15 protein-coding genes are annotated in these 23,560 nt (G+C 72.3%); all 15 read right to left on the bottom strand.

Annotated features, from left to right (window positions below; all coding sequences use genetic code 11):
• Positions 1-4 precede the first annotated feature (4 nt).
• Positions 5-1,249, bottom strand: coding sequence for an ABC transporter substrate-binding protein (locus FB471_RS07640; protein ID WP_141996632.1), 1,245 nt, complete (start codon positions 1,247-1,249; stop codon positions 5-7).
• A gap of 5 nt (positions 1,250-1,254) precedes the next feature.
• Positions 1,255-2,367, bottom strand: coding sequence for a branched-chain amino acid ABC transporter permease (locus FB471_RS07635; RefSeq protein WP_141996631.1), 1,113 nt, complete (start codon positions 2,365-2,367; stop codon positions 1,255-1,257).
• Positions 2,360-3,238 carry a branched-chain amino acid ABC transporter permease gene (locus tag FB471_RS07630; protein ID WP_141996630.1) on the bottom strand — a complete coding sequence of 293 codons (879 nt, stop codon included), beginning with the start codon at positions 3,236-3,238 and terminating at the stop codon, positions 2,360-2,362. The genes FB471_RS07635 and FB471_RS07630 overlap by 8 nt, the downstream gene beginning before the upstream one ends.
• The gene (locus FB471_RS07625; protein ID WP_141996629.1) at positions 3,235-4,020 is read right to left on the bottom strand and encodes an ABC transporter ATP-binding protein; all 786 of its coding nucleotides are present in this window, start codon (positions 4,018-4,020) and stop codon (positions 3,235-3,237) included. The genes FB471_RS07630 and FB471_RS07625 overlap by 4 nt, the downstream gene beginning before the upstream one ends.
• Complete coding sequence (locus FB471_RS07620) at positions 4,017-4,829, bottom strand: ABC transporter ATP-binding protein (RefSeq protein ID WP_142001654.1); 813 nt, start codon at positions 4,827-4,829, stop codon at positions 4,017-4,019. Before FB471_RS07620 ends, FB471_RS07625 begins: the two co-directional genes overlap by 4 nt.
• A gap of 550 nt (positions 4,830-5,379) precedes the next feature.
• Complete coding sequence (locus FB471_RS07615) at positions 5,380-5,940, bottom strand: thiamine pyrophosphate-dependent enzyme (RefSeq protein WP_141996628.1); 561 nt, start codon at positions 5,938-5,940, stop codon at positions 5,380-5,382.
• Positions 5,937-6,440, bottom strand: a complete 504-nt coding sequence (locus FB471_RS07610; RefSeq protein WP_141996627.1) for a thiamine pyrophosphate-binding protein — start codon at positions 6,438-6,440, stop codon at positions 5,937-5,939. Before FB471_RS07610 ends, FB471_RS07615 begins: the two co-directional genes overlap by 4 nt.
• The gene (locus FB471_RS07605) at positions 6,437-8,935 is read right to left on the bottom strand and encodes a condensation domain-containing protein (RefSeq protein ID WP_141996626.1); all 2,499 of its coding nucleotides are present in this window, start codon (positions 8,933-8,935) and stop codon (positions 6,437-6,439) included. Before FB471_RS07605 ends, FB471_RS07610 begins: the two co-directional genes overlap by 4 nt.
• The gene (locus tag FB471_RS07600) at positions 8,932-10,008 is read right to left on the bottom strand and encodes a methyltransferase (RefSeq protein ID WP_141996625.1); all 1,077 of its coding nucleotides are present in this window, start codon (positions 10,006-10,008) and stop codon (positions 8,932-8,934) included. The genes FB471_RS07605 and FB471_RS07600 overlap by 4 nt, the downstream gene beginning before the upstream one ends.
• A 9-nt stretch (positions 10,009-10,017) precedes the next feature.
• The gene (locus FB471_RS07595; RefSeq protein ID WP_211357983.1) at positions 10,018-11,334 is read right to left on the bottom strand and encodes an MFS transporter; all 1,317 of its coding nucleotides are present in this window, start codon (positions 11,332-11,334) and stop codon (positions 10,018-10,020) included.
• 5 nt (positions 11,335-11,339) lie between these two features.
• The gene (locus tag FB471_RS07590; protein WP_141996624.1) at positions 11,340-15,779 is read right to left on the bottom strand and encodes a non-ribosomal peptide synthetase; all 4,440 of its coding nucleotides are present in this window, start codon (positions 15,777-15,779) and stop codon (positions 11,340-11,342) included.
• 22 nt (positions 15,780-15,801) lie between these two features.
• Positions 15,802-19,620: a non-ribosomal peptide synthetase gene (locus FB471_RS07585; protein ID WP_141996623.1), complete on the bottom strand. Its 3,819-nt coding sequence runs from the start codon at positions 19,618-19,620 to the stop codon at positions 15,802-15,804.
• Positions 19,614-20,948: an FAD-dependent oxidoreductase gene (locus tag FB471_RS07580; protein ID WP_211357982.1), complete on the bottom strand. Its 1,335-nt coding sequence runs from the start codon at positions 20,946-20,948 to the stop codon at positions 19,614-19,616. The genes FB471_RS07585 and FB471_RS07580 overlap by 7 nt, the downstream gene beginning before the upstream one ends.
• Positions 20,948-22,150 carry an aminotransferase class V-fold PLP-dependent enzyme gene (locus FB471_RS07575; RefSeq protein ID WP_141996622.1) on the bottom strand — a complete coding sequence of 401 codons (1,203 nt, stop codon included), beginning with the start codon at positions 22,148-22,150 and terminating at the stop codon, positions 20,948-20,950. The genes FB471_RS07580 and FB471_RS07575 overlap by 1 nt, the downstream gene beginning before the upstream one ends.
• Entirely contained in the window at positions 22,147-23,454 is a 1,308-nt protein-coding gene (locus FB471_RS07570) for a phenylacetate--CoA ligase family protein (RefSeq protein ID WP_141996621.1), read from the bottom strand. Before FB471_RS07570 ends, FB471_RS07575 begins: the two co-directional genes overlap by 4 nt.
• Positions 23,455-23,560 lie beyond the last annotated feature (106 nt).

Here is a 23,560-nt window from a genome sequence, read left to right as displayed (position 1 = left end):
CTGGTCACTCCTGGTGCGGGGCCTGGTATTCCTTGGCTTCCGTGGCCTCGAACAGCGGCTTGACATACCGCAATCCACCCTCGGCGGCCGCGTCCGGCTGGGCGACGTACACCTGCCGGGTGGCCGGTGCGCCGGGCACGGAGAAGTCCAGCGGGGCGACCAGGTCACCGGTCTCGGCCGAGGTGGTCCGCTTGAGCGCGGACTGCACGCCCTCGCGGGTCAGGTCCTTGTTCGCGCAGGCGCGCTCCAATACCGTGCCCCACACCTCGGCGACCGCGTAGCCGTACGGGACACCCGCGTTCGGCGGCTCGTTGTAGGCGGCCTTGTACTTCTCGGCGACCTCCTGGGCCTTCGGGATGTCCGCGGAGAACGGGACGCCGCTGGCCACCACGTACAGCTTGTCCAGCGCGCCCGCCGCCGGGCTGGAGTGCAGCACCGGGTCGAACACCGGATTGTTGCCCAGCACGGGAACGTTCAGCCCGAGTGCCTTGTTCGCCGCGAGCACCGATCCGGCCTGGGTCGGCGAGCTGGTGAGCAGGATCGCCTCGACCCCTTCACCCTTGAACCCGGTGACCACATTGGTCAGGTCGTTGTCCGTCGAGGTGATCTTGACCTCGCGCAGGTCCAGGTTGTGTTGCTGCGCGTAGTGCCGGGAGCCGCGCAGGCCGTTCGCCCCGTACTCGCCGTCGATGTAGATGTGCCCCACGGTGTCCCCGTCCGAGATCATGCCCTCCTCCCGCAGGTAGGAAAGGCCGTCGATCATCTCCACGTCGTAGGTGGTTCCGACGATCATCAAGTACGGGTTGTCCAGTAGTTCCGAGGACCAGGACGCCGGTGCGGCCACCACCTTGTCCGTGGCGAGGTTCTGCTTGAGCGCGGCGGTGATCGGGGAGCCGAGCAACTGCACGAAACCGAGCACCTTCGGCTCGATCTGCGGGTACAGGGTTTTCGCCGTGTCGGCCTGGTAGCCGTGGTCGACCTGCTCCAGCCGGATCTGCCGGCCGCAGACGCCGCCCTCGGCGTTGACATCCTCGACCCACAGTTCGTTGCCCTGGGTGATGCCGAGGCCGAGATTCTTGAACACGCCGGTCTTGTCCGTCATCACGCCGAGGGCGATCTCCGAGTCGGTGACGCCGACCCCGGTCCGCACCCCCGATTCGTCGGTGCCGGAGGTCCCGGAGTCTCCGCCCTTGGTGCCGCACGCCGACAGCAGCACGGCGGCGCAGGTGAGTGCGAGTAGGCGCTTCATAGGGTTCACCGATCCTTTCCAGGGTGTGTGGTCCGCAGCAGGCCCGTGATCCGGCGCCCGATCGCCGCGAGCCCACCGGGTTCGAAGAGCACGACGAGCACGATCGCCGCGCCGTAGACGAAGGAGCTGATCAGGGCAGGGGTGAACGCGCCGTCTCCGGTTCCGGTGAACCAGCCGAGGTCGGCCGCGTACAGGGAAAGCACCTGCGGCAGCCCGTTCACCAGCAGCGCGCCGACCAGTGCGCCGGAGACCGAGCCGAGCCCGCCGATGATCACCATGGCCAGGAAGGCGATGGAGGTGTTGATGCCGTAGGTACCGAACTCGCTCTCGTCGGGTTTGAGGATGTCGAACCACAGCACCGTCATCACCCCGGCAAGGCCGGCGTAGGCCGAGGACACCGCGAAGGCGCCCGCCTTGGCGCGGGCGACGCCCACGCCCATCACGGAGGCGGCCGCCTCGTTGTCCCGCACGGCGCGCCAGGCACGGCCGGTACGGCCACGGATCGCGCCGCGGGCGAGCACGAACGCGATCACGGTCAGCGCGAGGAACAGGTACCAGACCCGCTCGGCCTGGCGCAGTGGCACACCGAGCAACTCGATCTCGGGGCCCGCGTTGGAAAACGGGAACCCGAACAGTTCGAATGTCGCCGGCGGCCGCCCGGTCGAGGTGCCACCGGTGAGCGACTCCGCGGCCTGCCCGAAGTACAGCCCGAGAAAGACCAGGGACAGCGAGGCCACGCCGAGGTATATCCCGCGCAGCCGCCCCGCCACCGGGGCGAACGCGAGGCCGAGCAGGGTGCTGATCGCCACCGCGCCGAGCAGCGCCAGGCCGGGATCCAGGCCGAGGCCGAGCACCCGCTGGTCCCCGGTCGGACCGGACAGCACGGTGTACGACGTGCCGCCGGCGAGCAGGAAGAACGCGTGCGCGAGGGACAACTGGCCCGCCTGGCCGATCAGCATGGTCAGCCCGATGGCCCCGACCGCGCCGACCATCATGTACTGGCCTGCCTTGAGCCAGGCCGCCTCCAGGTACAGCGGCAGCGCGAGCAGCACGACCAGCAGCGCCAGCCACAGCACCGGCCGCACCGGCCGTAGCGATAGCCGGCGGGGCTCAGACACGGGTACTCTCCCTCGTCCCGAACAACCCGGATGGTCGGATTACCAGCACCACGAGCATCACCAGGAACACCGCGCTCTTGGCGAAGTCGAACGACACGTACTGCGCGGAGAGGGCTTCCACCAGGCCGACCACCAGGCCGCCGACGACCGCGCCCGCGGTGGAGTCCAGCCCGCCGAGGATCGCAGCGGGAAACGCGGCCAGCGCGATCGAGTGGGTGCCGCGGGACAGCCCTGCGCCGGAGAAGTCCTGGGTGGCGATGAACAGCACCGCGACTCCCGCGAGCATGCCGGCCACCAGCCAGGCGGTGGCGGTCACCCGGGAGCTGCGGATGCCCATCAGTGCGGCGGCCTCCCTGTTCTCCGCCTGCGCCCGCATCGCGATGCCCCAGTTGGAGAACCGGAAGGCCAGGTAGAACCCGGTGATCAGGATCGCGGCGACCGCCAGCGCGACCAGGTGGGTGCGGAACAGCGTGATCCCGCCGAGTTGCAGCGGCCGCGCGTCCCACGCCTCGCCGATGAACGGCAGGCTCACGCCCAGCCTGCGCACGATCTCCTCGGTGATGATCACGTCGATCCCGATGGTGAGCAGGGCGAGGCTGTTGGCGTCGGCGAGCCGGGCCCTGGACAGCAGCAACCGTTCCACCGCGAGCCCGAGCAGCCCGGCCGCGAGGACACCGCAGATAGCCGCGCCCGCCCAGCCGAGCGACTCCTTGGTGACGACCACGAGGTAGCCGCCGAACAACACCAGCGAACCGTGCGCGAAGTTGATCACCTCGGTGGCCTTGAAGATGATCACGAAGCCCAGTGCGAGCAGCGCGAAGACGGCGCCCTTACCGAGCCCGTTCACCACCAGCTGCAGGAAGGTGTTCACTCGTTCTCCTCGGCCGACGTTCCCAGGTATGCCCGGATGACCTCCGGGTTCGCCCGCACCTCGGCGGGGGTGCCGTCGGCGATCAACCTGCCGAAATCCAGCACCGTGATCCGGTCCGCGATGCCCATCACCAGGCCCATGTCGTGTTCCACCAGCAGGATCGAGATCCCGAGCTCCTCGCGGACCTCCTGGATGGTGTGCGCCAGCTCCGCGGTCTCCATCGCGTTCATCCCCGCCGCGGGTTCGTCCAGCAGCAACAGGCTCGGCTCGACCGCCAGGGCCCGGGCGAGATCGACCCGCTTGGCGGCGCCGTAGGGTAGTGCGGCGACCGGAAGGTGGAGCCGGTCGGCGAGGCCGAGGAAGTCGCAGATCTCCCTGACCCGTGCGGTGTGCCTGCGTTCCTGCCGGACGGTCCACGGCAACCGCAGCCCGCAGGAGAGGAATCCGCCCCTGGTGAGGGCGTGCCTGCCGAGCAGCACGTTGTCCAGCACGGTGGAACGCGCCGACAGCGCGGTGTTCTGGAAGGAACGGCCGATGCCCGCGCCCGCGAGGGTGTGCGGCCCGCGCAGGGTGATGTCCTGCTCACCCAGCTCCACCCGGCCGGTGCCTGCCCGGTACACACCGCTGATCACGTTGAAACAGCTGGACTTCCCGGCGCCGTTCGGTCCGATCAGCGCGTGCAGCGAGCCGGGTCGCACGGTGAAGGACACCTCGTCCAGCGCGGTCAGGCCGCCGAAGCGCAGCGTTACCTCCCGTACGCGCAGTTCGGGGATGGTGGTCATCCGGTCCACCTCGACAGGCCCCGGGAGGCCGACCGCGTGCTGGCGGCCAGTGCGGCGTCCTCCTGCGCGGCGGCCTGCGACTCGGCGTGCCCGCCGAGGTAGAGCCGCTGCACGTCCTCGCTGCGGGACAGTTCCGCGGCGGGGCCGCTGAGCGCGACCCTGCCGACCTCGAGCACCACCGCGTGTTCGGCGACCCGCAGTGCCATCACGGCGTTCTGCTCGACCAGCACCACGGCCGTGCCCTGCTGGTGGATTTCCCGGATGATCGCACCGATCCGGTCGACCACCTTCGGTGCCAACCCGAGCGAGGGCTCGTCCAGCAGCAGCAGTTCCGGGCTCGACATGAGGGCACGGCCGATCGCGAGCATCTGCTGCTCGCCGCCGGACAGCAGGCCGGCGCGCTGGCGGGCCCGGTCGGCCAGCACGGGGAACAGCTCATGCACCCGCCGGCGGGCCGCGGCCCTTCCCCGCGCGGAGGCGGCTCCGATCCCGCCGGCCCGCAGGTTCTCCTCCACGGTCATCCTGGCGAAGACCTGCCGGCCCTCCGGCACGCCGACCACCCCGAGGTGCACGATCGCGGCCGGATCCAGCCGGTCGATCCGCCTGTCCCGGTAGCGAACCTCGCCGCCGGACACGGCCCCGCGGTGCATCCGCAGCGTTCCGGACACCGCGCGCAGCAGTGTGGACTTACCCGCGCCGTTGCTGCCCAGCACGGCAACCACCCCGTCCGGCGGAACATCCAGGTGTACACCGTGCAGGGCGATGACCGACCGGCCGTACCGGACATGGAGGTCACGCACGCTCAGCAGGACGGAGTTCCCTGGATTCCCCTCTCCCGCGCCGCTTTCCACTCGACCTCCTTGACCGTGTGATCCGGGTCACTGGCAATGGCGGTCATCCTTGTTCGGGAGGGTCGAGATCGGGCACCCCCACGTGGAGAGGTAGCGGCCGTTCCGTTGCGGGCCTGTGATCAGGCGCTTCGGGTGGTGAGTCCGGCACGGAGGGTGTACCGCGAGATCGCGGCGAGGTCCTCGTGAACCCGCTTCCGCGCTTCCGCTGCGGTAATTATACGAGAATTGTTTGCCGCTGAACTATTGCTTCTTCGTCGGAGACCCTCCGGCTCTACCTCGACGGAGCGCTCGCCACCTCGGCCGACGGCCCCACCACGGGCCTGCGTATCCACCTCCCCTTCGACACCGCCTACTACCAAGGAGACCGGAAGTAGGTCGGCTCGGCCGACGCGGCCTTGCCTGCGAGACAAGCGGGTCGGCCTGCTGGAGGTCGGATTGGTATCTACCGGCACGGCAATATCGTCAACCGCACGTGACCGCGGTGAGCGGCCCGTTCCCACGTTCCGGGTCACTCACCGCAGTGGGCGGTGAAGCGGCGAGCGTGGGTGGGGAGGTCGACGTCGACGCGGGGCGGCACCGGGGGGTCGGGCTCGGTCAGCACGCAGCGCAGGAACACCGGACCGTTGCCCGCTGCCAGTTCGGTGCGGAGCAGTTCCGTGAGCTCGGCCTCGCCGGCGGTGTCGGCGGCCAGCAGGTAGCCGGAGGCCAGGGCCCACGCACACAGGTCCGCCCGTGCGGAGGGGACTTCCTGCCCACCGGTGGAGGCGTACCGGCCGTCATCGAGCAGCACGTGCACCAGCGGCAGGGAAGTCATCGCGCCCGCGGTGACCAGGCAGGCCGGGTTCATCAGCACGCTCCCGTCCCCGTCCACGATCACCGTGGTGCGCCCGGTCTCCAGCGCGACACCGGCGCCGATGGCGCAGGCGAGGCCCATCGAACCGGTCATGTAGAAGTGTCCCGGCCGGTCACCGAGATGTCGCGCGATCCGGCAGGCGTACCCGGTGGTGAAGACGACGGGTTCGTTCGTGGTGGCCGCGAGTACGGCCCCGATCGCCGCGGTCTTGTTCATGCCCGCCACCCGAAGGCCGCGGGCGGGACGAGCAGGGCGGCCGCGCGCCGATCCCGCCGGACCTCGCCGAGGAAGCCGGTCACGCCGGGGGAGCCCACGGTCTCGGTCGGGATGTCCAAACCGGACAGCAGTGGTTCGGTCAGCCTGCCCATCACCTGGTTCTCCGGCGTCGGGTCCGGGTCGATCCCGCGCAGGCTGATCACCAGCAGCAGGGGGATACGGTAGGGCACGACCAGGGAAGCCAGCGCGTTCACCGACTGCCCGAGGCCGGAGTTCTGCATGAGTACCACCGGGAACCGCCCGGCGAGCGACGCGCCGACCGCGACGCCGACGGCGTTGTCCTCCCTGGTGATGGTGCGCATCCCGACGGTACGCTCCAGCGCCCGGTACAGCGGGGAGAGGATGCCGCAGGGGGTGCCGAAGCACGGCCCGAACCCGGCTTCGGTCAGCCGCCCGCACAGGTCCTCGGCGAGTTGTTCGGCCGGTGGGGAAACCGTCATCGTGCCGCCTTCCTCGCTCGTGTCTCCAGGGTGCCGTCCGGCCGCCAGCGCGCCGCCAGGCCGGTGCGCAGCAGCCGGGTCCCCGGTCGCCGCGCGTTCGGATCGGGCGGGAACCGCTCCGCGCTCGGTCCCGGCCTGCCCAGGTAACCGAGGGCCACGGTGGGCCCGGTCAGGCACAACTCGCCGAGCACGCCTTCGGCGACCAGTTCCATCCGGGTGTCCAGCACGCAGGCGCCGAGCCGTGGCCCCGGCGTGAACACCCCGGGTTCCTCCCTGGCCAGCAGCCCGGCACCGGCGCACTCGGCGAAGCCGAACCGGCGCACCAACCGGACATCAGGCGGGCACCCCGGCGGCGGAACACCCGGTTCCCCGTCCAGCAACAGCGTCCGCTCCGGCCGGACAGGGCCGAGGAGGTCCACCGTGGACTCCGTGACGGCGAGGTGATCGACCCGCGCGGACGTACCCGCGCGCACCTGGCGGAGCGTGCCGCCGGCGAGCAGCCCGGCCAGCACCAGGGGTACCGACAGCGCGGCGGGGTGTCCCGGTACCAGCCCGATGCCGTCGCCCGGCTCCGGCCGCAGCAACTCGTGCAGCGCTTCGACGCTCGCCGCCAGCCCGAGTCCGCTCACCACGGCCTGCTTCGGCAGCCCGGCGCGGGACGGTAGCCCGCACAGCCACGCCGCGGCCTCCCGCGGCTGCCGCGCGGGTGCACCGGTGGGCGGGTCGGCGGCGGGATCGAACCCGAGCACCGGCAGCTCGGCCGGCGGTACCGGCTGGTCCGCGGCGGCGACCAGCGCGCCGATTCCGGTGCTGCGCAGGAGGAAACCGAGTCGTGCGGCGGGTTGACCCGCGTCCAGCAGCAGGAACGGCCTGCCCGCGTACAGGGCGCCGAGCACCCCGGTGGCCAGCTGCGCGGCGTCGGCGCCGGGTAGCAGTGCGACCGGACCGGTGGTGCCCGCGATGAGCCGGTCGCCCAGCGCGGTGGCGGCGCGGGCGAGTGCCGCGTAGCTCACCGGGGAGCCGGAGCCGTGGCACACGGCCGGTTCGGCCGCCCGCGCCTCGGCCACGGCCGCGAACCGGGGCCACACCGGCTCGGCCGGAACGGCACCGCCGGGGTCGGCCGCCTCGACCAGCCGCCGCCGTTCCGCCTCCGCCAGCAGCGGCAGCCGGGACAGCGGGGTATCCGGCTCGGCCACACCCGCGGCCAGCAGCCGGGTGTAGCGCCCCGTGAAGGCCCGCACGGAGCCGGCATCGAACAGGTCCGTGGCGTACTCCAGCACGCCGACCAGGCCACCGTCCTGCTCGAACAGGTCCAGGTGCAGGTCGAACCGGGAGACCGTGGCCTGCGCGTCCTCGCCGTCCATGCCCATCGAGGACACCTCGTTGCCGCTGCCAGCGTACCCCCGTTCCGGGAGGAAGTTGAACCCGAGCTGGAACAGCGGGTGACGACCGGGATTCCGGTGCGGCGCAAGGGATTCCACCAGCAGGTCGAACGGGGTCTGCTGGTGTTCCCACGCCGACAGCGCGGTCTCCCGCGCCCGCCGCACGATCTCCGCGAAGCTCGGGTCGCCGGACAGGTCCGTGCGCAGCACCAGCGTGTTGACGAACATGCCGATCAGCGGGTCGAGCTCCGGCAGCTCGCGACCGGCCACCGGGGTGCCGACCACCGTGTCCGGCTCACCGGACAACCTGGCCAGCACGGCCTGGAACGCGGCGAGCAGCACCATGAACGGGCTCGCCCCGTGGCTACGCCCGTACGCCCGCACCGCCGCGGCGAGCCCGGCCGGGACGGTGAACCGGACCTGGGCGCCGACATGCGTGGCATGGGGCGGTCGGGGGTGATCGGTGGGCACGGAATGCGAGTCGGGTAGGCCCGCCAGCCGGGCACGCCAGAACCGCAGGTGCTCGGCCGAAGCCGGGGCGGAAACCTGGTCCCGTTGCCAGGCACTGAAATCCGCGTACTGGATCGGCAGGTCCGGCAGCCGGGGCCGAGTTCCCTCCGCGGCCGCGCGGCACAGCTCGTGCAGCTCGCGGCGCAGGTTGAAGATCGAGGTCGCGTCCAGGACGGCGTGATGCGCGACGAAGATCAGGTGCCATTCCGCGGTGGCACAGCGCACCAGCCGCCCGCGCCACAACGGTGGTCGGTCGAGTTCGAGTGGGGTGCCTGCCTCGGCCGCCAGCAGCCGGGCCACCCGTTTCGCGCGTTCCGGCGGCGGTAACTCGGTGAGGTCCTCGACCGGCAGTGACGGGGGCGCGGGCGGGTACACCACCTGCATCAGGGTGTCCTCCCGCAGGCGCAGCGCGGTGCGCAGGGTCTCGTGCCTGCGCGCGATCTCCGCGACGGCCGCGGCGAGCTGCTCGGCGGTGACCCGGTAGGGCAGCCGGTAGTCCACGCCGAGCAGGTACAGCGGGGTGTCCGGGACGAGCCGGCTGGACAGCCACATTCCCTGCTGCGCGAAGGAAGCGGGGAACGCCTGCCCCTGCGCGGCGGTCACGGCGCGTCACCGGCCGGTTTCCTGGTCACCGCGAGGTGGTCGGTGGGGAGCTTGCACAGGGTGCTCCACTCCGGCCGCCGGAAACCGGCGCCGGTGAGCAGCTCGTCGATGCCCGCGCGGTCGTAGACCCTGCCGCCCTGGGTGTGGAACAGGTTCAGGCTGAACGCCCGGACCATGGCCTCGTCCGCGACCGAGTCGGGGTCGGTGATCGAGTCGGCGTCGGTGAGCTGTTCCAGCACGGCCACGACGCCTCCGGGGCGCACGGCCCGGTGCACCGCTTCCAGCAGGGCGGAGTTCTCTTCGGGTTGGTTACCGTGCAGGATGTTGAACAGCAGCGCGACGTCGTGGCCGGAGCCGAGGTCGGTCGCGAGAACGTCGTGTGCGTGCAGGGTGACCCGGTCGCCGAGCCCGGCGGTCTCGACCGCCTCCTTGCCCGCCGCCAGCGCCGCAGGCAGGTCGAGCACGCGTGCCCGCAGCTCCGGGTGGCGCTCGCAGAAGGCGATGCTGTAGCGGGCGTGCCCCCCACCGATGTCGAGCAGGCTGCCGCCCCGCCGCGGAACCGGGACCAGCTCGGTCACCTCCCCGGAAAGCCATGAGGCCAGCGTGCCCAGCATCCGCTGGAACTGCGCGGCCGGGCCGGGGCGGTCCTCCAGCCACCGGTAGAAGTCGGCCGCGGGACGTCCCGCGCGCACCGTGTCCTCCAGATCGTCCCAGAGCTCGAACAGCAGGTTCTGCCACAGCGACACGGTGGGCAGGTAGCTGCCCGGAACTCCCTGGCGCAGCCATTTCCGGGCACTGGGGCCGCAGGCGTACCACCCGCCGGCGCGGGTGAGGTAGCCCGCGCTCACCAGCACGTCCAGCAGCAGCCGCAGGGCATGCTCATCCGCGCCGATCCCGGCGGCGAGCTCACCCGCGGTGCGTTCCCCGTCGCCGAGCTCCTCGAACACGCCCAGCCGCGCCGCGGCACCCACCGCGCGGAAGGCCACCGCCGCGAGCAGGTCGAGCTGCGGCGCCGGAGCATCCAGTGTGGACATGTAGGCCCGCTTCTCTTCGGGGCCGAGGGAGAATGGCATGGGTGTTCCTTACCGGGTGGGGGTGGGTTCGGTCGGCTCCTTGTCGGAGACGGCGTCCGGCAGGTCGTCCTCGAGGTGTCGCAGGCGCCGCAGCCGGGAACCGGCGATCGCCAGCAGCACCAGCAGCAGCCCGATCACCGCGTACAGCAGGGCGATGCCGCGGCCGGGTCCGGTGCCGAGCAGGGAACCGGCGCTGCCGGCCAACGTGCCGCCCGCCCGCATCGCGGGTTCGAAGATCAGGTCGGCGAGCGGGCCGGCGATCAGCGCACCCAACGGGGTGGCGGCCTGCCACAGCACCCGCGCCAGCCCGGTGACCCTGCCGAGGGCGTCGGAGTCCACCTTGGTCTGGAAAACCGTCATCACGCAGCCGTTCACGATCGGCAGGGTGAACAGGAACACCGGCGCGACGATGGCGATCAGCAACGTGGAGGGGGCCAGGCTGTGCAGGGCGAGTGCGACGCCGCCGATCCCGGTGAACAGCAGGCTGCCGGACACCTTGCGGCGTGGGCCACCCCACGCGGTCATCGTCAGGGTGCCCGCGAACAGCCCGGCGCCGCCGACGAACATCAGCAGCCCGAGCGTGGCTGGTGAGCTGAAGGCGAGGATCAGCGGGCGGATGAGTACCTCGGCGAACGCGAACAGCAGGTCGAACAACGCCGAGAACCCGATCAGCCACAGCAGGCCGGGTCGCCGGGCGAGGTAGCGGAAGGCGTAGCCGAGGTCACCGAGCATCGACCGCGGCCCTGCCTTGCCCTCCGTCGCCCGCGTCGCGCCCTCGGGCAGGCGCACCACCATGAGCGCGGTGGCCGCGAAAACGAAGGTGGCGAGGTCGAGCAGCAGCACCCCGTCGACGTCCAGTGTGGACAACAGGATGCCACCCAGCACCGGAGCCGCCGCCGCCATCGCGAAGTTGACCTGGAACAGGCCGTTGATCCGGCCGAGATGGCGCTTGGGGACCAGCTTCGGCACCATGGTGAAGTACGCGGAGCTGTGGAATACGCCGGCGGCGGCGGTGCATGCCGTGGTCAGGTACAGCTGCCAGACCTCGAGCTGGCCCGTCCAGTACAGGGCGGCGACCACGGCCGTGGGCACCGCGGCGGCGAAGTCGGCGATGATCATCAACCGCCTGCGGTCCCAGCGGTCCGCCACCACGCCCGCCAGCGGGGCGAGCAGGATTCCCGGCACCGTGTTGGCCGCGGTGACCAGCGCCAGTTGGGTCACCGATCCGGTCACCTGGTAGACCCAGACGGCGAGCACGAATCCGGTCAGCGCGGAGCCGACGACCGAGACCAGCTGGCCGCCCCAGACGAGCGCGAACGGGCGCATCCGGCTCACCTCCCCGCCGGTCGGGGCAGTACGCCACGTTCGACGAGGTAACGCAGGTAGGTGCGCAGCAGCCCGGCGTCCACGGTCGGGTAGGCCAGGCCGGCCGCGGCGAGTTCCCGCTCGGTCGCCGCGCAGTCGAAGACCGGTAGGCGGTCCGGCATGTCGTACCCGGTGAACACCCCGATCGGCAGCTCGTCGCCCGCGTCCAGCGCCGCTCCGGTGCGCCGCGTCCACTCCTCGCGGGTCACGCCGGACACCGGGTAACCGAAGTCCCGCAGGCCGGCGCCGAGGCGGTCACCGGTCGTGGTGTTCGGGTTGTAGTAGTGGAACTCCCGGCCGCCGTGCTGCGGCGCGCGGGAGAGCCTGCCGATCGCGGAGGCGAGGAAGTCGGTCGGCGCCATGTCGAACGGGGTACTGGACGACGGGGCGCAACCGAGGCGGACGACGGTGCCGAGCATGCGGGCCAGCACATCATCGGTCTTGCTCTCCCCGGTGCGGCTGTCCCCGGTGACCCGCGCCGGCCGGTGGAGTGAGACGGGGAGCCCGCGCTCGCGGGCGGCGCGAGCGAGGGTGTCGGAGACCCACTTGCTCTGCGCGTAGGCGGAGCTCATCCCGTCCGGGTCGGCAGGCGGATCGGCCTCGGTGACCACCTCGCCCGCGTAGGCCGAGCCGAAGAACACCCCCAGGGTGGAGATCGCGTGCGTGGCCTTCGGCCTGCGGCGGCCGGCGAGGCGCAGCACCTCGACGGTTCCGGTCACGTTGTCCGCACGCAGCCGCGGGTAGGGCAGCACCACGTTGACCAGGGAGGCCGAGTGGTACACGGTGTCGATCACCTCGCACAGCCGGTCGTACTCCGCCGCGGGCAGGCCGAGCCGTGGCCGGGACACCTCGCCAGGCAGGGCGATGATCCGGTCGGCGTAGCCGAGTTTCCAGTCGGGGCAGCGGCGCAGCACCTCGTGCAGCCGTGCCGTCGCCTCGTCCGCCGAGGGGGCGCGGACCAGGCAGTGCGCCCGCGCCGAGGTGTTGCGCAGCACGTCGAGCAGCAACCGCGCGCCGAGCATGCCGGTCGCACCGGTGATCAGGACCTCTTCCGGTGCGGCGGGCTCCGCGGTGAACCTGTCGAGTGTGGACAGATCGGCGCAGACGTCGTCGGGCAGCACGGCCTCGCCGCGCAGGTCGATCCCGGCCGCCTGCCGCGTGGGTTCCACCGCACCGGACCGGACCCGCCGCACGGCGGCGGCGAAGGCGGCCAGGTCGGGTGCCTCGAACAGGGTACGCACCGGCAGCCGTACTCCCAGGGCCGAGCGCACCTCGGCGAGTACCCCGGCAGCCTGCAGGGAGTGCCCGCCGAGGTCGAAGAAGTTGTCCCCGGCTCCGACGGTGGTCACGTCCAGGGTCCGGGCCCAGATGTCGGCGAGCGCCCGCTCGGTCCCGCTCGCCGGTGGGACGTGTGCCGGCCGGGCCAGGACGTCCTCCCGGGGCGCGGGTAGCGCGGTACGGTCGACCTTGCCGTTCCGGGTCAGCGGCAGGGCCTCGATCGGGACGAACCCGCTGGGCACCAGGTGGTCCGGCAGCACGCGGGCGAGCGTCTCGCGCAGCCGCGCGGGCTCGGCCTCGCCCTCCGGGACGAGGTAGGCGACCAGCCGCGCCGGGTCCCCGTGCGCGACCACGGCGGTGTCCCGTACCCCGGGAAGCCGCTTGATCGCCGCCTCCACCTCGCCGAGCTCGATCCGGTTGCCCCGGATCTTCACCTGGCGGTCGGCACGGCCGAGGAACTCGAGGTTCCCGTCGGCACGGACCTTGGCGAGGTCGCCGGTGCGGTACATCCGGCCGCCCGGCGCGGGGGAGAACGGGTCGGCCGGGAACGCGGCCGCGGTACGGGCCGGGTCGCCGAGATAGCCCCGTGCCAGGCCGGAGCCTGCGAGGTAGAGCTCTCCCGGTACCCCGGCGGGCAGCGGCCGCAGCGCGTGGTCCAGCACGTAGGCCCGCACCCCGGGCAATGGCCGTCCACAAGGGACGCTTGTGTCGCCGAGTTCCGTGCCGTCCACGGTGCGGTAGGTCAGGGCGCAGACCGTCGCCTCGGTGGGGCCGTAGTGGTTGTACAGCGGCACGGCGCCGCCGGTGACCTCCGCCCAGGTGCGTAGCGTGTCCGCCGGTATCTGCTCACCGCCGACCATCAGGACCCGCAGCGGTCCGGGGTCGATCCGCCCGGCCCCGGCGAGATCGTGCACCCACTGCCGCCAGATCGCGGCGGCCGTGTCCACCGCGGTGATCCCGTGCTCGGCGCACACCTCGCGCAGCGCCCCCGCGCTCAACGCGGCGGGTTCGGCGACCGGCATCAGCGCGGCGCCGCTGATCAGCGCGGGGAAGATGTCCCCCGCCGAGGCGTCGAACGTCAGCGGCGGGACCATGAGCAGCCGCGTCCCCGCCCCGATCCCGTGCGCGTCGCGAAACGCCGTGGCCAGGTTCGCCAGCGCGCCGTGCCGCACCATGACACCCTTCGGCTCGCCGGTCGACCCGGAGGTGTAGATCACGTACGCGAGTTGCTCCGGCCGGATCTCGGGTGCCGGCGGCGCAGGGCCGCCCTCCCCGCCGGGTTCGTCGAGTGCGACCACGGTGCCGGGGAAGTCCGCGAACCGGCCGTCCCGCGCGGAGCGGGTGACCACGGCGGGAGCGCCGGTGTCGGCGAGCAGGAACGACAGCCGGGACACCGGATGCCCGGGATCGAGGGGGACGTAGGCACTGCCGGAAAGCAGGATGCCCAGCAACCCGACGATCGCGTCCACCCCTGCCGGGGCGCACAGCCCGATCGGGACCTCGGGTCCGGCGCCCGCCGCCAGCAGCCGCCGCGCCACCCGGTTCGCCCGGTGCAGCAACTCGGCATAGCTGATCTCCTCGTCCTGGCCGAGCACCGCGGGGGCCCCCGGCGACTCCGCGGCGCGCGCGGTGATCAACTCGGTCACCGGTACCGTTGCCGCGGCAGGTGGCCCCGCCGCCACCCGTTCCAGCTCCGCCGGTTCGACCAGGCCCACCGAGCGGGCGGGCAGGCCCGGCTCGCGGACCATGGCGCGCAGCACCCGAACGAGCCCGGTCGCCATCCCGGACACCGTGGCCGGGTCGAAGAGGTCCGCGTCGAAATCCAGGTGCCCGCGCAGGCCCTCGGGCGCGTCGGTGACCACCAGGGTCAGGTCGAACCGGGCCGGGGTGGCGCCGAGCCCGACCGGCTGTACCCGCGGCCCGCGCTCCTCCCGCCGGGGTGGGTCCGGGTTCACCACCAGCATCACCTGGAACAGCGGGTTGTAGCCGAGGTCCCGGGTCGGGTTGATCCGCTCGATCACGTCCTCCAGCGGCACGTCCGCGTGGCTGAGCCCGGACACCGCCACCTGCCGCGCCCTGGCCAGCACCTCCTCCAGCGTCGGGTCACCGGACAGGTCCATCCGCAGCGCCAGGGTGTTGACGAACATGCCGACGAGGTCGTCCAGCTCGGGCAGGTTCCGGTTGGCCACCGGCGAACCGACCACGAGGTCGGTCCCGCCGCTGTAGCGCCCGAGCAGCACCGAGAACGCGGCCAGCAGCACCATGAACGGCGTGGCCTCGGCGCGCCGTGCCAGCTCGTGCACGGCCGCGGACAGCTCCGCGGGGATGTCCACCGTGACGCTGTCCCCGCGGAACCGGCGGACCTCGGGGCGGCGCCGATCGGTGGGCAGCTCCAGCAGCGGCGGCGCACCGGAAAGGTGCTCGACCCAGTAGCCGAGGTCTCCACCCCCGCGCTCTCGCCGCCACACCAGGTAGTCCCCGAACCGTACCGCGGGCTCCCCGGTTTCCGGAACGTCACCGTCGACAATGGACTGATAGGCGGCCATCAGGTCATGGGTGAGGATGCCGAGGGAGAGGTCGTCGCACACGATGTGGTGCGCGCACAGCACCAGCACGTGCTCCTCATCGCCGCGGCGGATCAACGTGGCCCGCAGCAGCGGGGGCCGGTCCAGCCGCATCGGGCGCCCCGTGTCCTGCTCGGCCAGTTCCCTCGCCCGTTCCTCCGCGTCCTTCGTGGACAGCGCGGAGATGTCGTAGTGCGCGAGCCGCACCGGGCTCGCGGCGGCTGGCTCGGCGATCACGTGCACGGGTTCCCCCGACTCGGTGGGCAGGATCGCGGCCCGCAACGCTTCATGCCTGCGCACCATCGCGTCCAGCGCGCCGGTCAGCGCGGTCACGTCCAGTTCCCCGGTGAGCCGGTACGCCGCCGGCATCAGGTACGCGGCAGTGCCGGTGTCGCCGCCGGCGAGGTTGTCCAGGAACCACAACCGGTGCTGGGCGGAGGACAGCGGGACCTCGGCTCCCTGCGCGCGGCGCGGCACCGTGCTCTCGCCGGAAAGGTGGAAACCGTCCTTGGCGAGCAACCGCGCCAGCAACGCCTCCCGCGCGGCCGTCGATTCGGTTGTCATCGTGTCCTTCCTTCCGCCGCACTCATGGGGACCGCTGCAACAGGGTGGCGACCTCGTCGTCGGGCATCTCCTCGATCCGCTGGCGCAGCTCGGCGATCGCGGTGGCCTGCCCGGGCGCGGCCTCCAGCCGGACCAGCACCTCGGCGAGGCCGGCCACCGTCGGCGCCTCGAACAGGCTGCGGATCGGCACCTCGGTGTCGAAGTAGCCGCGCACCCTGGCCAGCAGTTTCGCGCCGAGCAGGGAATGCCCGCCGAGAGCGAAGAAGTCGTCGTCCACTCCGATCTCGGTGCGGCCGAGGACCTCGCACCACAGCGCGGCCAGTGCCCGCTCCACCGGGTTGCCCGGCGGCCGCCGAGTGCCGCCCAGCGCGTCCCACTCCGGCTCGGGCAGCGCCGCCCTGTCCACCTTCCCGTTCGGCGTCAGCGGCAGCTCGTCCAGCAGCACCACCGTGCTCGGGATCATGTACTCCGGCAGGCTGTGGCGCAGCCGGTCACGCAGCCGCGGCCACGAGACGCCCTGGTCGCCGACCACGTAGCCGACAAGCCGGTGGTCGCCATCGGCGCCGCGCCAGCTGGTCACCACGGCGGTCTCCACCGACTCGTGCCCGCGCAACGCGGCCTCGATCTCGCCGAGCTCGATCCGGAACCCGCGTACCTTGACCTGGTGGTCGGCCCTGCCGAGGAAGTCCAAGCCGCCGCCGGGCCGGTAGCGGGCGAGGTCGCCGGTGGCGTACAGGGTCGCGCCGGGGTGGAAGGGATCGGGCACGAACCGCTCCGCGGTGAGTTCGGGCAGGTTCCGGTAGCCGCGGGCCAGGCCGAGCCCGCCGATATGCACCTCGCCCACCACGCCGACCGGTGCCGGTTCCCCGGCCGCGTCCAGTACGTGGACGGCGGTGTTGGCGATCGGCGGCCCGATCTCCACCGGCGCCGGGGCGGGAGCGATCCTGCCCGCGGCGGACCACACCGTCGTCTCGGTGGGTCCGTACACGTTCCACAGCGTGGCTCCGTCCTCGGCGAGCCGGTCGGCCAGATCGCGGGGCACCGCCTCGCCACCGCACAGCCGCAGCCGGATTCCGGCGGGCACCCCGCCGCCCGCCAGCAGCATCCGCCAGGTGGCGGGGGTGGCTTGCAGCACGGTGGCCTCGGACTCGATCGCCCTGTGGCACAGCGCGACCCCGTCGCCTGCCTCCGCCTCGCTCGCCACGATCAGCCTGGCGCCACTGGCCAGCGGGTGGAACAGCTCGAGCGCGGCGATGTCGAAGGACAGCGTGGTGACCGCGAGCCAGCCATCCGCCTGCGTCAGCGGGACGATCCGGGCGAAGGCGACCAGCAGGTTGGCCACCGCGCGATGCGGGATCTCCACGCCCTTCGGGGTTCCGGTCGAGCCGGAGGTGTAGATCAGGTAGGCGAGGTCCTCCGGCCGCGGCCCGGCAGCCGGGGGCGTTGCGGGCCGGGCGGCCAGCACGTCCGCGTCGGCGTCCAGGCAGACCTGACCCGCGACCTCGCCGAGCAGCTCGCCGAGCGGGGCCTGGGTGGCCTCATGGGTGACGACCACCTCGACCCCCGCGTCCCCGAGCATGTGCCGCAGCCGCTCCGGCGGGAATGCCGGGTCCAGCGGCACGTAGGCCGCACCGGCCAGCCACACCCCGAGCAACCCGACGACCATCGCGGCCGAGCGTTCGAGACACACCCCCACCGGGACGTCCGGGCCGGCACCCCAGTCCCGCAGCACGTGCGCGAGCTGGGCGGCCCTGCGGTGCAACTCCCGGTAGGTCAGCTCGCCGTCCGGTCCGCTGACCGCGGGGGCATCCGGGTCGGCGGTCGCCGTGGCGCCGAGCAGGGTCAGCGGGCTCGCCGGGTCGGGCAGCTCGACGGCCGGGCCCCGCCGCCCGGCCAGCAGCTCGGCCCGCCCGGCCGGGTCGAGCAGCGGGATATGCCAGACCGGCAGCCCGGGGTCCGCGGTGGCCGTGGTGGCCACCAGCGTGAGGTGTTCGGCCAGCCGGCGCACGGTCGTCTCGTCGAACAGGTCGGTGCTGTACCCGATGACCAGGTCGAGCCCGCCGTCCCCTGCCGGCGCGCCGTGCAGGGTGAGATCGAGCTCGGCGGCACCGAGCTCGAAGGGGTACTCCTCGGCCGTCACCCCGGTGAGCTCCGGCAGCCGCGGCGGGGTGTCCCGCACCGCGAAGCTCGCCTGGAACACCGGCGGGACGCCGAGGCTGCGCCGCACATCCAGCGCGGTCACCACGTCCTCGAAGGCGGCCCGCCGGTGCCGCCGTGCCCGCTCGGCCTCGGCCGCGCACCGCCGCACCAGCTCGGCGAAACTCGGCTCGCCGGAGAGGTCGGCGCGCAGCACGGCCACGGTGTCCAGCGGTGCGACGGCCGCCCGCTCGACCTCGGGCTGCACTCCGACCAGCACGTCTCGTTGCCCGCTGTGCCGTGCCAGCACCACGTCGAAGGCCGCGAGCAGCGGAATCCGCGGTGAACCGGTTTCCGGGTGCAGGGCGCGCAGCCCGGCCACCACCTCGGCGGGCAGGTGGAACCGGTGGGTGCCGCCGCGGTAGGTCTGCGCGGCGGGGCGGCGCCGGTCGGTCGGCAGGTCCAGGGTGGGCGCCCCGGCGAGCCTGCGCACCCAGTAGGCCAGGTCCTCCTCGATGGTCTGCGTCGGCTCGGCCGCGCCGGTGTCCCCGCCCGCACCGCCGAGTTCGGCGCACACCAGGTCCAATGCGGACTCGTCGGCCGCGATCCGGTGCGCGGCGACCACCAGCACGTGATCGTCCTTGGCCAGCCGGAGCAGGGCACCGCGCAGCAGCGGGCCGCGCCGCAGGTTGAACGGTCGCCGGGCGACGGCGCGGGCCCGCCGGGCGGCCTCGGGCTCCCCGTCCACTAGCGTGACCGGCAGGGAGACCGGGCAGCTTCCGGCCCCGGTTGCGGGGGCGTGGGTGGCCACCGGTTGCCCGTCCCGCTCGGCCAGCCGGGTCCGCAGCGCGGGGTGCCTGCGGACCACCCCGGCCAGGGCGACGCCGAGCGTGGTGGGGTCCAACTCACCCCGCAGCCGCACCGCCCGCGCCACGTGGTGCACGGCATTACCGGGATCGAGCCTGCTCAGGAACCACAGCCTGCGCTGCGCCGCGGAGAGCGGCACCTCGGTACCCACCGCGGACAGCGCGGGGGTGAGCCCGAACTCCTCGACGGCTTCGGCGACCTGCTGGCGCAGGTGTGGCGGCACCTGGTCGCCGAACCGGCCGAGGTAGGCGGCGAGGAACTCCGGGTCCTCGCGCAGGAACGCGAAATCGGTGGGCACCATGTTCCGGATGACCAGCATGGGGACCGGACTGCGCAGCGGACGGAAGTCCGGGTTCCACAACCCGCCGGCCTCCGGCGGGCCGTCGTGGAACTCGCCGATCATCAGCCCCCTGCTGACGTAGTCCGGCTTGAGCCGCCGCTGGGTGCCGTCGATCACCCTGGGTACGTCCGCGGGCTCCAGGTCGGGGAAGGCGACCAGGATGGTGTGGTACTGCGCCCTCGCGGAGTCCGCGGCGCACAGTTGCTCGAACCATTCCCGGTAGCCGAGCAACACCGCGGCCACCTCGTCGACACGTTCCGGCCGGCCGGGGAACACGGCGAGGTAGCTGGTGCCACCGTCCAGCGCCGCCTTGGCGAACGGGCAGACGTGGCCGCGCCTGCCGAGCTCCGGATGGGTGTCGCACAGGTAACTCCGCGCCCACCCGAGCACCTCGTGCAGGGTGTCCCGGTACGCGGCGACCGGTGGGGGTGGCGGTTCGCGGTCGAGGTCGGTCACCTCGACCAGGGTCAGGTTCGGGTCAGCGGGATGGGTCAGCACTGCGCACCTCGACGACGAACGGTGGAAAGGGATCTGGCCGCCCGGAAGCCCGCGCCCGCGGCGAGCAGCGCGGCGGCACCGAGCGCGCCGAGCACCCTGTCCTGCCTGCGGGCGGTGGCGAGGGCGTCGGCGTAGGGGACCGTGGTGTGCGAAATCATGGTGTAGAGCGGCATCCAGCGGTCACCGAGCAGCTTGTTCAGCACCAGGTCGGCCTTCTTGCGGATCGCGTACAGCGGGGAGGAGACCCGGTCGCGCAGCTCGACGAAGTTGCGCTCGGACAGCTCGGCCAGCACATCGGTGTGCCGCTTGCGACGGCGCTGGAACTCCGCGAACGCGGTGGGCAGGTCCTCGTGCTCGGCGAGGCAGGCATCCAGCACCGAACAGTCCTCGAAGGAGGAGTTCATGCCCTGGCCGTAGAACGGGTACACCGCGTGCGCGGCGTCGCCGAGCAGCACCACCCTGGCGCCGGCGTGCCAGGGCGCGGTGCGGATGGTGTGCAGGCTGCCGACCGGATGGGCGAGGAACTCCTCGACCAGGTCCGGCATCAGGCTCAGCGCGTCCGGGAAGCGGGCGGTGAAGAACCGGCGGACGGCCGCGGGAGAGGTCAGGGTCGCGAAGCTCGCCGGGCCCTCGTGCGGCAGGAACACCGTTCCGGTCAACGTTCCGTCCACATTGGGATGCGCGACGATGAGTCCCCGCTCACCCGGCCAGACGTGCAGTGCCTCGGGGTCGGTCCGGCGGGCGCCGTCCGGGCCGGCGGGGATGTGGACCTCCTTGTATCCCCACTCGAGCGTCTTCCGGTCCGTCCGGGAGTGCGGTAACTGGTCGCGGACGACCGAATGCACCCCGTCCGCGCCGATGATCACCTCGGTCGCCACCTCGGCTTCGCCGATCAGCGCGGTGCCGGAATCGAGGTCGAGTTCGCGCAGTGGTTGTCCGAAGTGGAACGTCACGCCGAGGTCCTCGGCCCGCCGGATCAACGCGGTGTTCAGGTCGTGCCGCAGTACGGAGTGCAGGATCTGCTCGGCCGATGTGCCGTAGGGCTGGAAGGACAGCCGGCCGTCGTGATGGTGTACGACCCGGCCGCGCATGGGCGCGACCTCGGCCCTGATCGTCCGCAGCAGCCCGACCTCGTCCAGCGCCCGGATGCCGCGCTGGGAGAGGCCGAGGTTGATGGACCGTTTGGCGTCAGCCGCGCCCGGTTCCCGTGGATCGCCGCGCCGCTCGTACACCACGACCGGGAATCCCCTGCGCGCGGCGTAGATCGACATCAGCGAGCCGGCAAGCCCGGCGCCGATGATGGTGATCGTCGGTCGGTGTGCGGCCATCACGCACCCGCCAGGAGTGGGTGCAACTCGTCCAGCGCCGCGAAGGCGGTTCGGATGTCCTCGGCGGTGTTGTAGATCTGCGCGGACAGCCGCAGCACCGCCGACCCCGCCGCCGCGTTCACCAGCGGTTGCGCGCAGAGGTGCCCGCTGCGGCACATCACCCCGTAACTGTCTGAAAGGGACTGTGCCACTTCGGTGAGATCGGGAATGTCCCGCACGGCCACCGACAGGGTGGCGCTGCGCTCGCCGGGCCCGGGGGCGAGCACGCTGAGGTAGTCGCGCTTGGCGGCCTCGGTGTGCAGCACCTCGGCGAGCCAGGCGTCGTGCTCGGCCACCGCCGCCATGCCGAGGGCGTCCAGGTAGTCCACCGCGGCCCGCAGGCCGTATGCGCCCGCGATATGCGGGGTGCCCGCCTCGAAGCGGTGCGGCGGGCGGCGCAGTACCCAGCTTTCGGTGTCCACCCAGTCCACGACGCCACCGCCGATCAGCGCGGGCCGGAGCCGTTCGGTGAGCGCCGTCCCGACGGTGAGTACGCCGATCCCGGTGGGGCCGAGCATCTTGTGCGCGGAGAAGGCGATCGCGTCCACCGCGAGCTCGGGTACCCGTACCGGCCGGTGCGGCACCGACTGCGCGGCGTCCAGCACGGTCAGCGCGCCGTGTTCCCTGGCGAGCGCGGCCATCTCCGCCACCGGGGCGTAGCGGCCGGTCACGTTCGAGCAGTGCGTGATCGCCACCAGCGCCGGCCGCCGTTCCACCTGCCGGGCGTAGGCCTCGAGGTCGACGGCGCCGCTCGCGTCGGTGGGGATCCAGTCCACGGTGGCCCTGCCGCGCAGCGGTAGCTGCAGGGAGTGGTGCGCGTCCCCGCTGACCAGCACCAGGTCGTCCGGCTCGAGGTCGAGCCCGGTCGCCACCAGGTTCAGTGCGTGCGTGGTGTTCGCGGTGAACACCACCTCCGCGGCCCGGGTGCCGAGGAAGGCCGCGACCCTGGTGCGGCACATCTCGTAGGCATCGGACGCCTCCTCGGACAACATGTGCTTGCCGCGGTGGATGTTCGCGCTCACCTCGGTGTAGTAGCGGGTCATCGCGTCGATCACCTGACGCGGTTTCAACGCCGTGGCCGCACTGTCCAGGTAGGTCACTTTGGTCCCGTCGACCTCCCTTGCCAGTACCGGGAAGTCGGGACGGACATCACGTATGGTCATACCGGAACCCCCGATTCACCGCTGCGCGCGGCGCGGACGCAGCCGAACAGCTTGCCGGAGCGTTCGGACTCGATGTGGTCCACCGCGCTGAGGGCGACCTCCCTGCCGGTGCGCTGGCCGATCACCTCGGCCAGCGCACCGGCCCGCTCGCCGTGCGCGGTGTTCGGAACCGGGATGTACCGCAGCAGCAGCGGACCGGTGTCCAGGTGGGTCAGCTTGTAGAAGGTGAGCCATTCGGCGGAGCCGACCAGCTCGTCCAGGGTGCGCGGGGTCAGCACGATCTCGCCAGCCGCCTCGAGGTAGTCCGCGCACCGTCCATGATGGACGACTCGGGGTGACGCGTTCCCGCACGGGCACGCGCCGTCCAGCAGGGTGTAGCCGTCCCCGGTGCGGTAGCGGATATGCGGGCTGAGCCGGTCGCCGATACTGGTCACGTACAGCTCGGCCAGCTCGCCGGGCCCCGCGGGGCGATCCGTGCCCGACCGCAGGAGCTCGAGGTAGAAGTTCTCGGTGTTCAGGTGCAGGAAGCCGGTCGGGCAGGTCATCCCGAGCCAGCCCAGCTCGGACATCGAGGCGACCTCGACGACCACCGTCCCGGCCGGCAGGTAGTCCCTGATCCGCCGCAGCGCCGCCCCGGTCGCCAGGTTGTACGCCAGCACCACCCCGTCGGCCGCCGGCGGCGGCAGGCCGCGCGCACGCATCGCGTCGAGGAGGAAGGCCAGGTGCGCCGGATCGGCGTACAGCCAGTGCGGGCGATGCTCGGTCAGCTCGCCGATGGCCTGGTCCACCAGCTCCGGCGAGGTGGCCAGCAGGTCGTGCGCCACCGGAAGCACCAGCGTGCCGTCCGGCAGGGTCCTGCTTTCCGGCGTGGTGAACGGCGTCGCGCACTCCACGTCGGAGCAGGCGGGTGGGGCGTAGCGGCAGACCCGCTGGTCGCGTGCCCCGGCGAAGACCGCCAGCATCCCCGGATGCACCGCGGTCGTCCGTAGCTGCCGCTCGGCCAGGGTGAACGTGTGCGCCAGGGTGATCAGGCGTTCCCCCGTCGTCCCCGAACTGCGGCTGCGGAAGACGAACTCGTCGGCCAGCTTCGTGCCGCGCACCAGCACCCCGGCGGGGAAGTTCCGCCGGTAGTCGGCCTTGGTTGTGGCCGGGATCCGGCGGAAGTCGGCAGGGCCGCGCACGTCCGCGGGGCGCACCCCGGCGGCATCAAGGTGCGGCCCGTAGAACGGCACCTCCCGATAGGCGAACGCGAGTTCGTCCACGGCGCCCGCGAAGGACGTCTCGAACGCGTCAGTGATCGTCACGGTACCTCCCATCCCGTACGCGAACGGCCAACGCGTGCGCGTGAGCAGCAAACGCGTGCGCGTGGACGGCCAACACGCGCGCGGGGACGTGTTTGCCGTTCACATA

The organism is Amycolatopsis cihanbeyliensis, from assembly GCF_006715045.1.
GTDB classification, from domain to species: domain Bacteria; phylum Actinomycetota; class Actinomycetes; order Mycobacteriales; family Pseudonocardiaceae; genus Amycolatopsis; species Amycolatopsis cihanbeyliensis.
Note: the sequence above shows the minus strand (reverse complement) of the source record. Positions and strands in the feature narration are given on the sequence as shown.

What these genes read in the sequence shown, in the direction of transcription:
- FB471_RS07640 (WP_141996632.1), bottom strand. Translation starts at nt 1,249, where the DNA reads ATGAAGCGCCTACTCGCACTCACCTGCGCCGCCGTGCTGCTGTCGGCG.
- FB471_RS07625 (WP_141996629.1), bottom strand. Translation starts at nt 4,020, where the DNA reads ATGACCACCATCCCCGAACTGCGCGTACGGGAGGTAACGCTGCGCTTC.
- FB471_RS07615 (WP_141996628.1), bottom strand. Translation starts at nt 5,940, where the DNA reads ATGAACAAGACCGCGGCGATCGGGGCCGTACTCGCGGCCACCACGAAC.
- FB471_RS07610 (WP_141996627.1), bottom strand. Translation starts at nt 6,440, where the DNA reads ATGACGGTTTCCCCACCGGCCGAACAACTCGCCGAGGACCTGTGCGGG.
- FB471_RS07600 (WP_141996625.1), bottom strand. Translation starts at nt 10,008, where the DNA reads ATGCCATTCTCCCTCGGCCCCGAAGAGAAGCGGGCCTACATGTCCACA.
- FB471_RS07595 (WP_211357983.1), bottom strand. Translation starts at nt 11,334, where the DNA reads ATGCGCCCGTTCGCGCTCGTCTGGGGCGGCCAGCTGGTCTCGGTCGTC.
- FB471_RS07590 (WP_141996624.1), bottom strand. Translation starts at nt 15,779, where the DNA reads ATGACAACCGAATCGACGGCCGCGCGGGAGGCGTTGCTGGCGCGGTTG.
- FB471_RS07580 (WP_211357982.1), bottom strand. Translation starts at nt 20,948, where the DNA reads ATGGCCGCACACCGACCGACGATCACCATCATCGGCGCCGGGCTTGCC.
- FB471_RS07575 (WP_141996622.1), bottom strand. Translation starts at nt 22,150, where the DNA reads ATGACCATACGTGATGTCCGTCCCGACTTCCCGGTACTGGCAAGGGAG.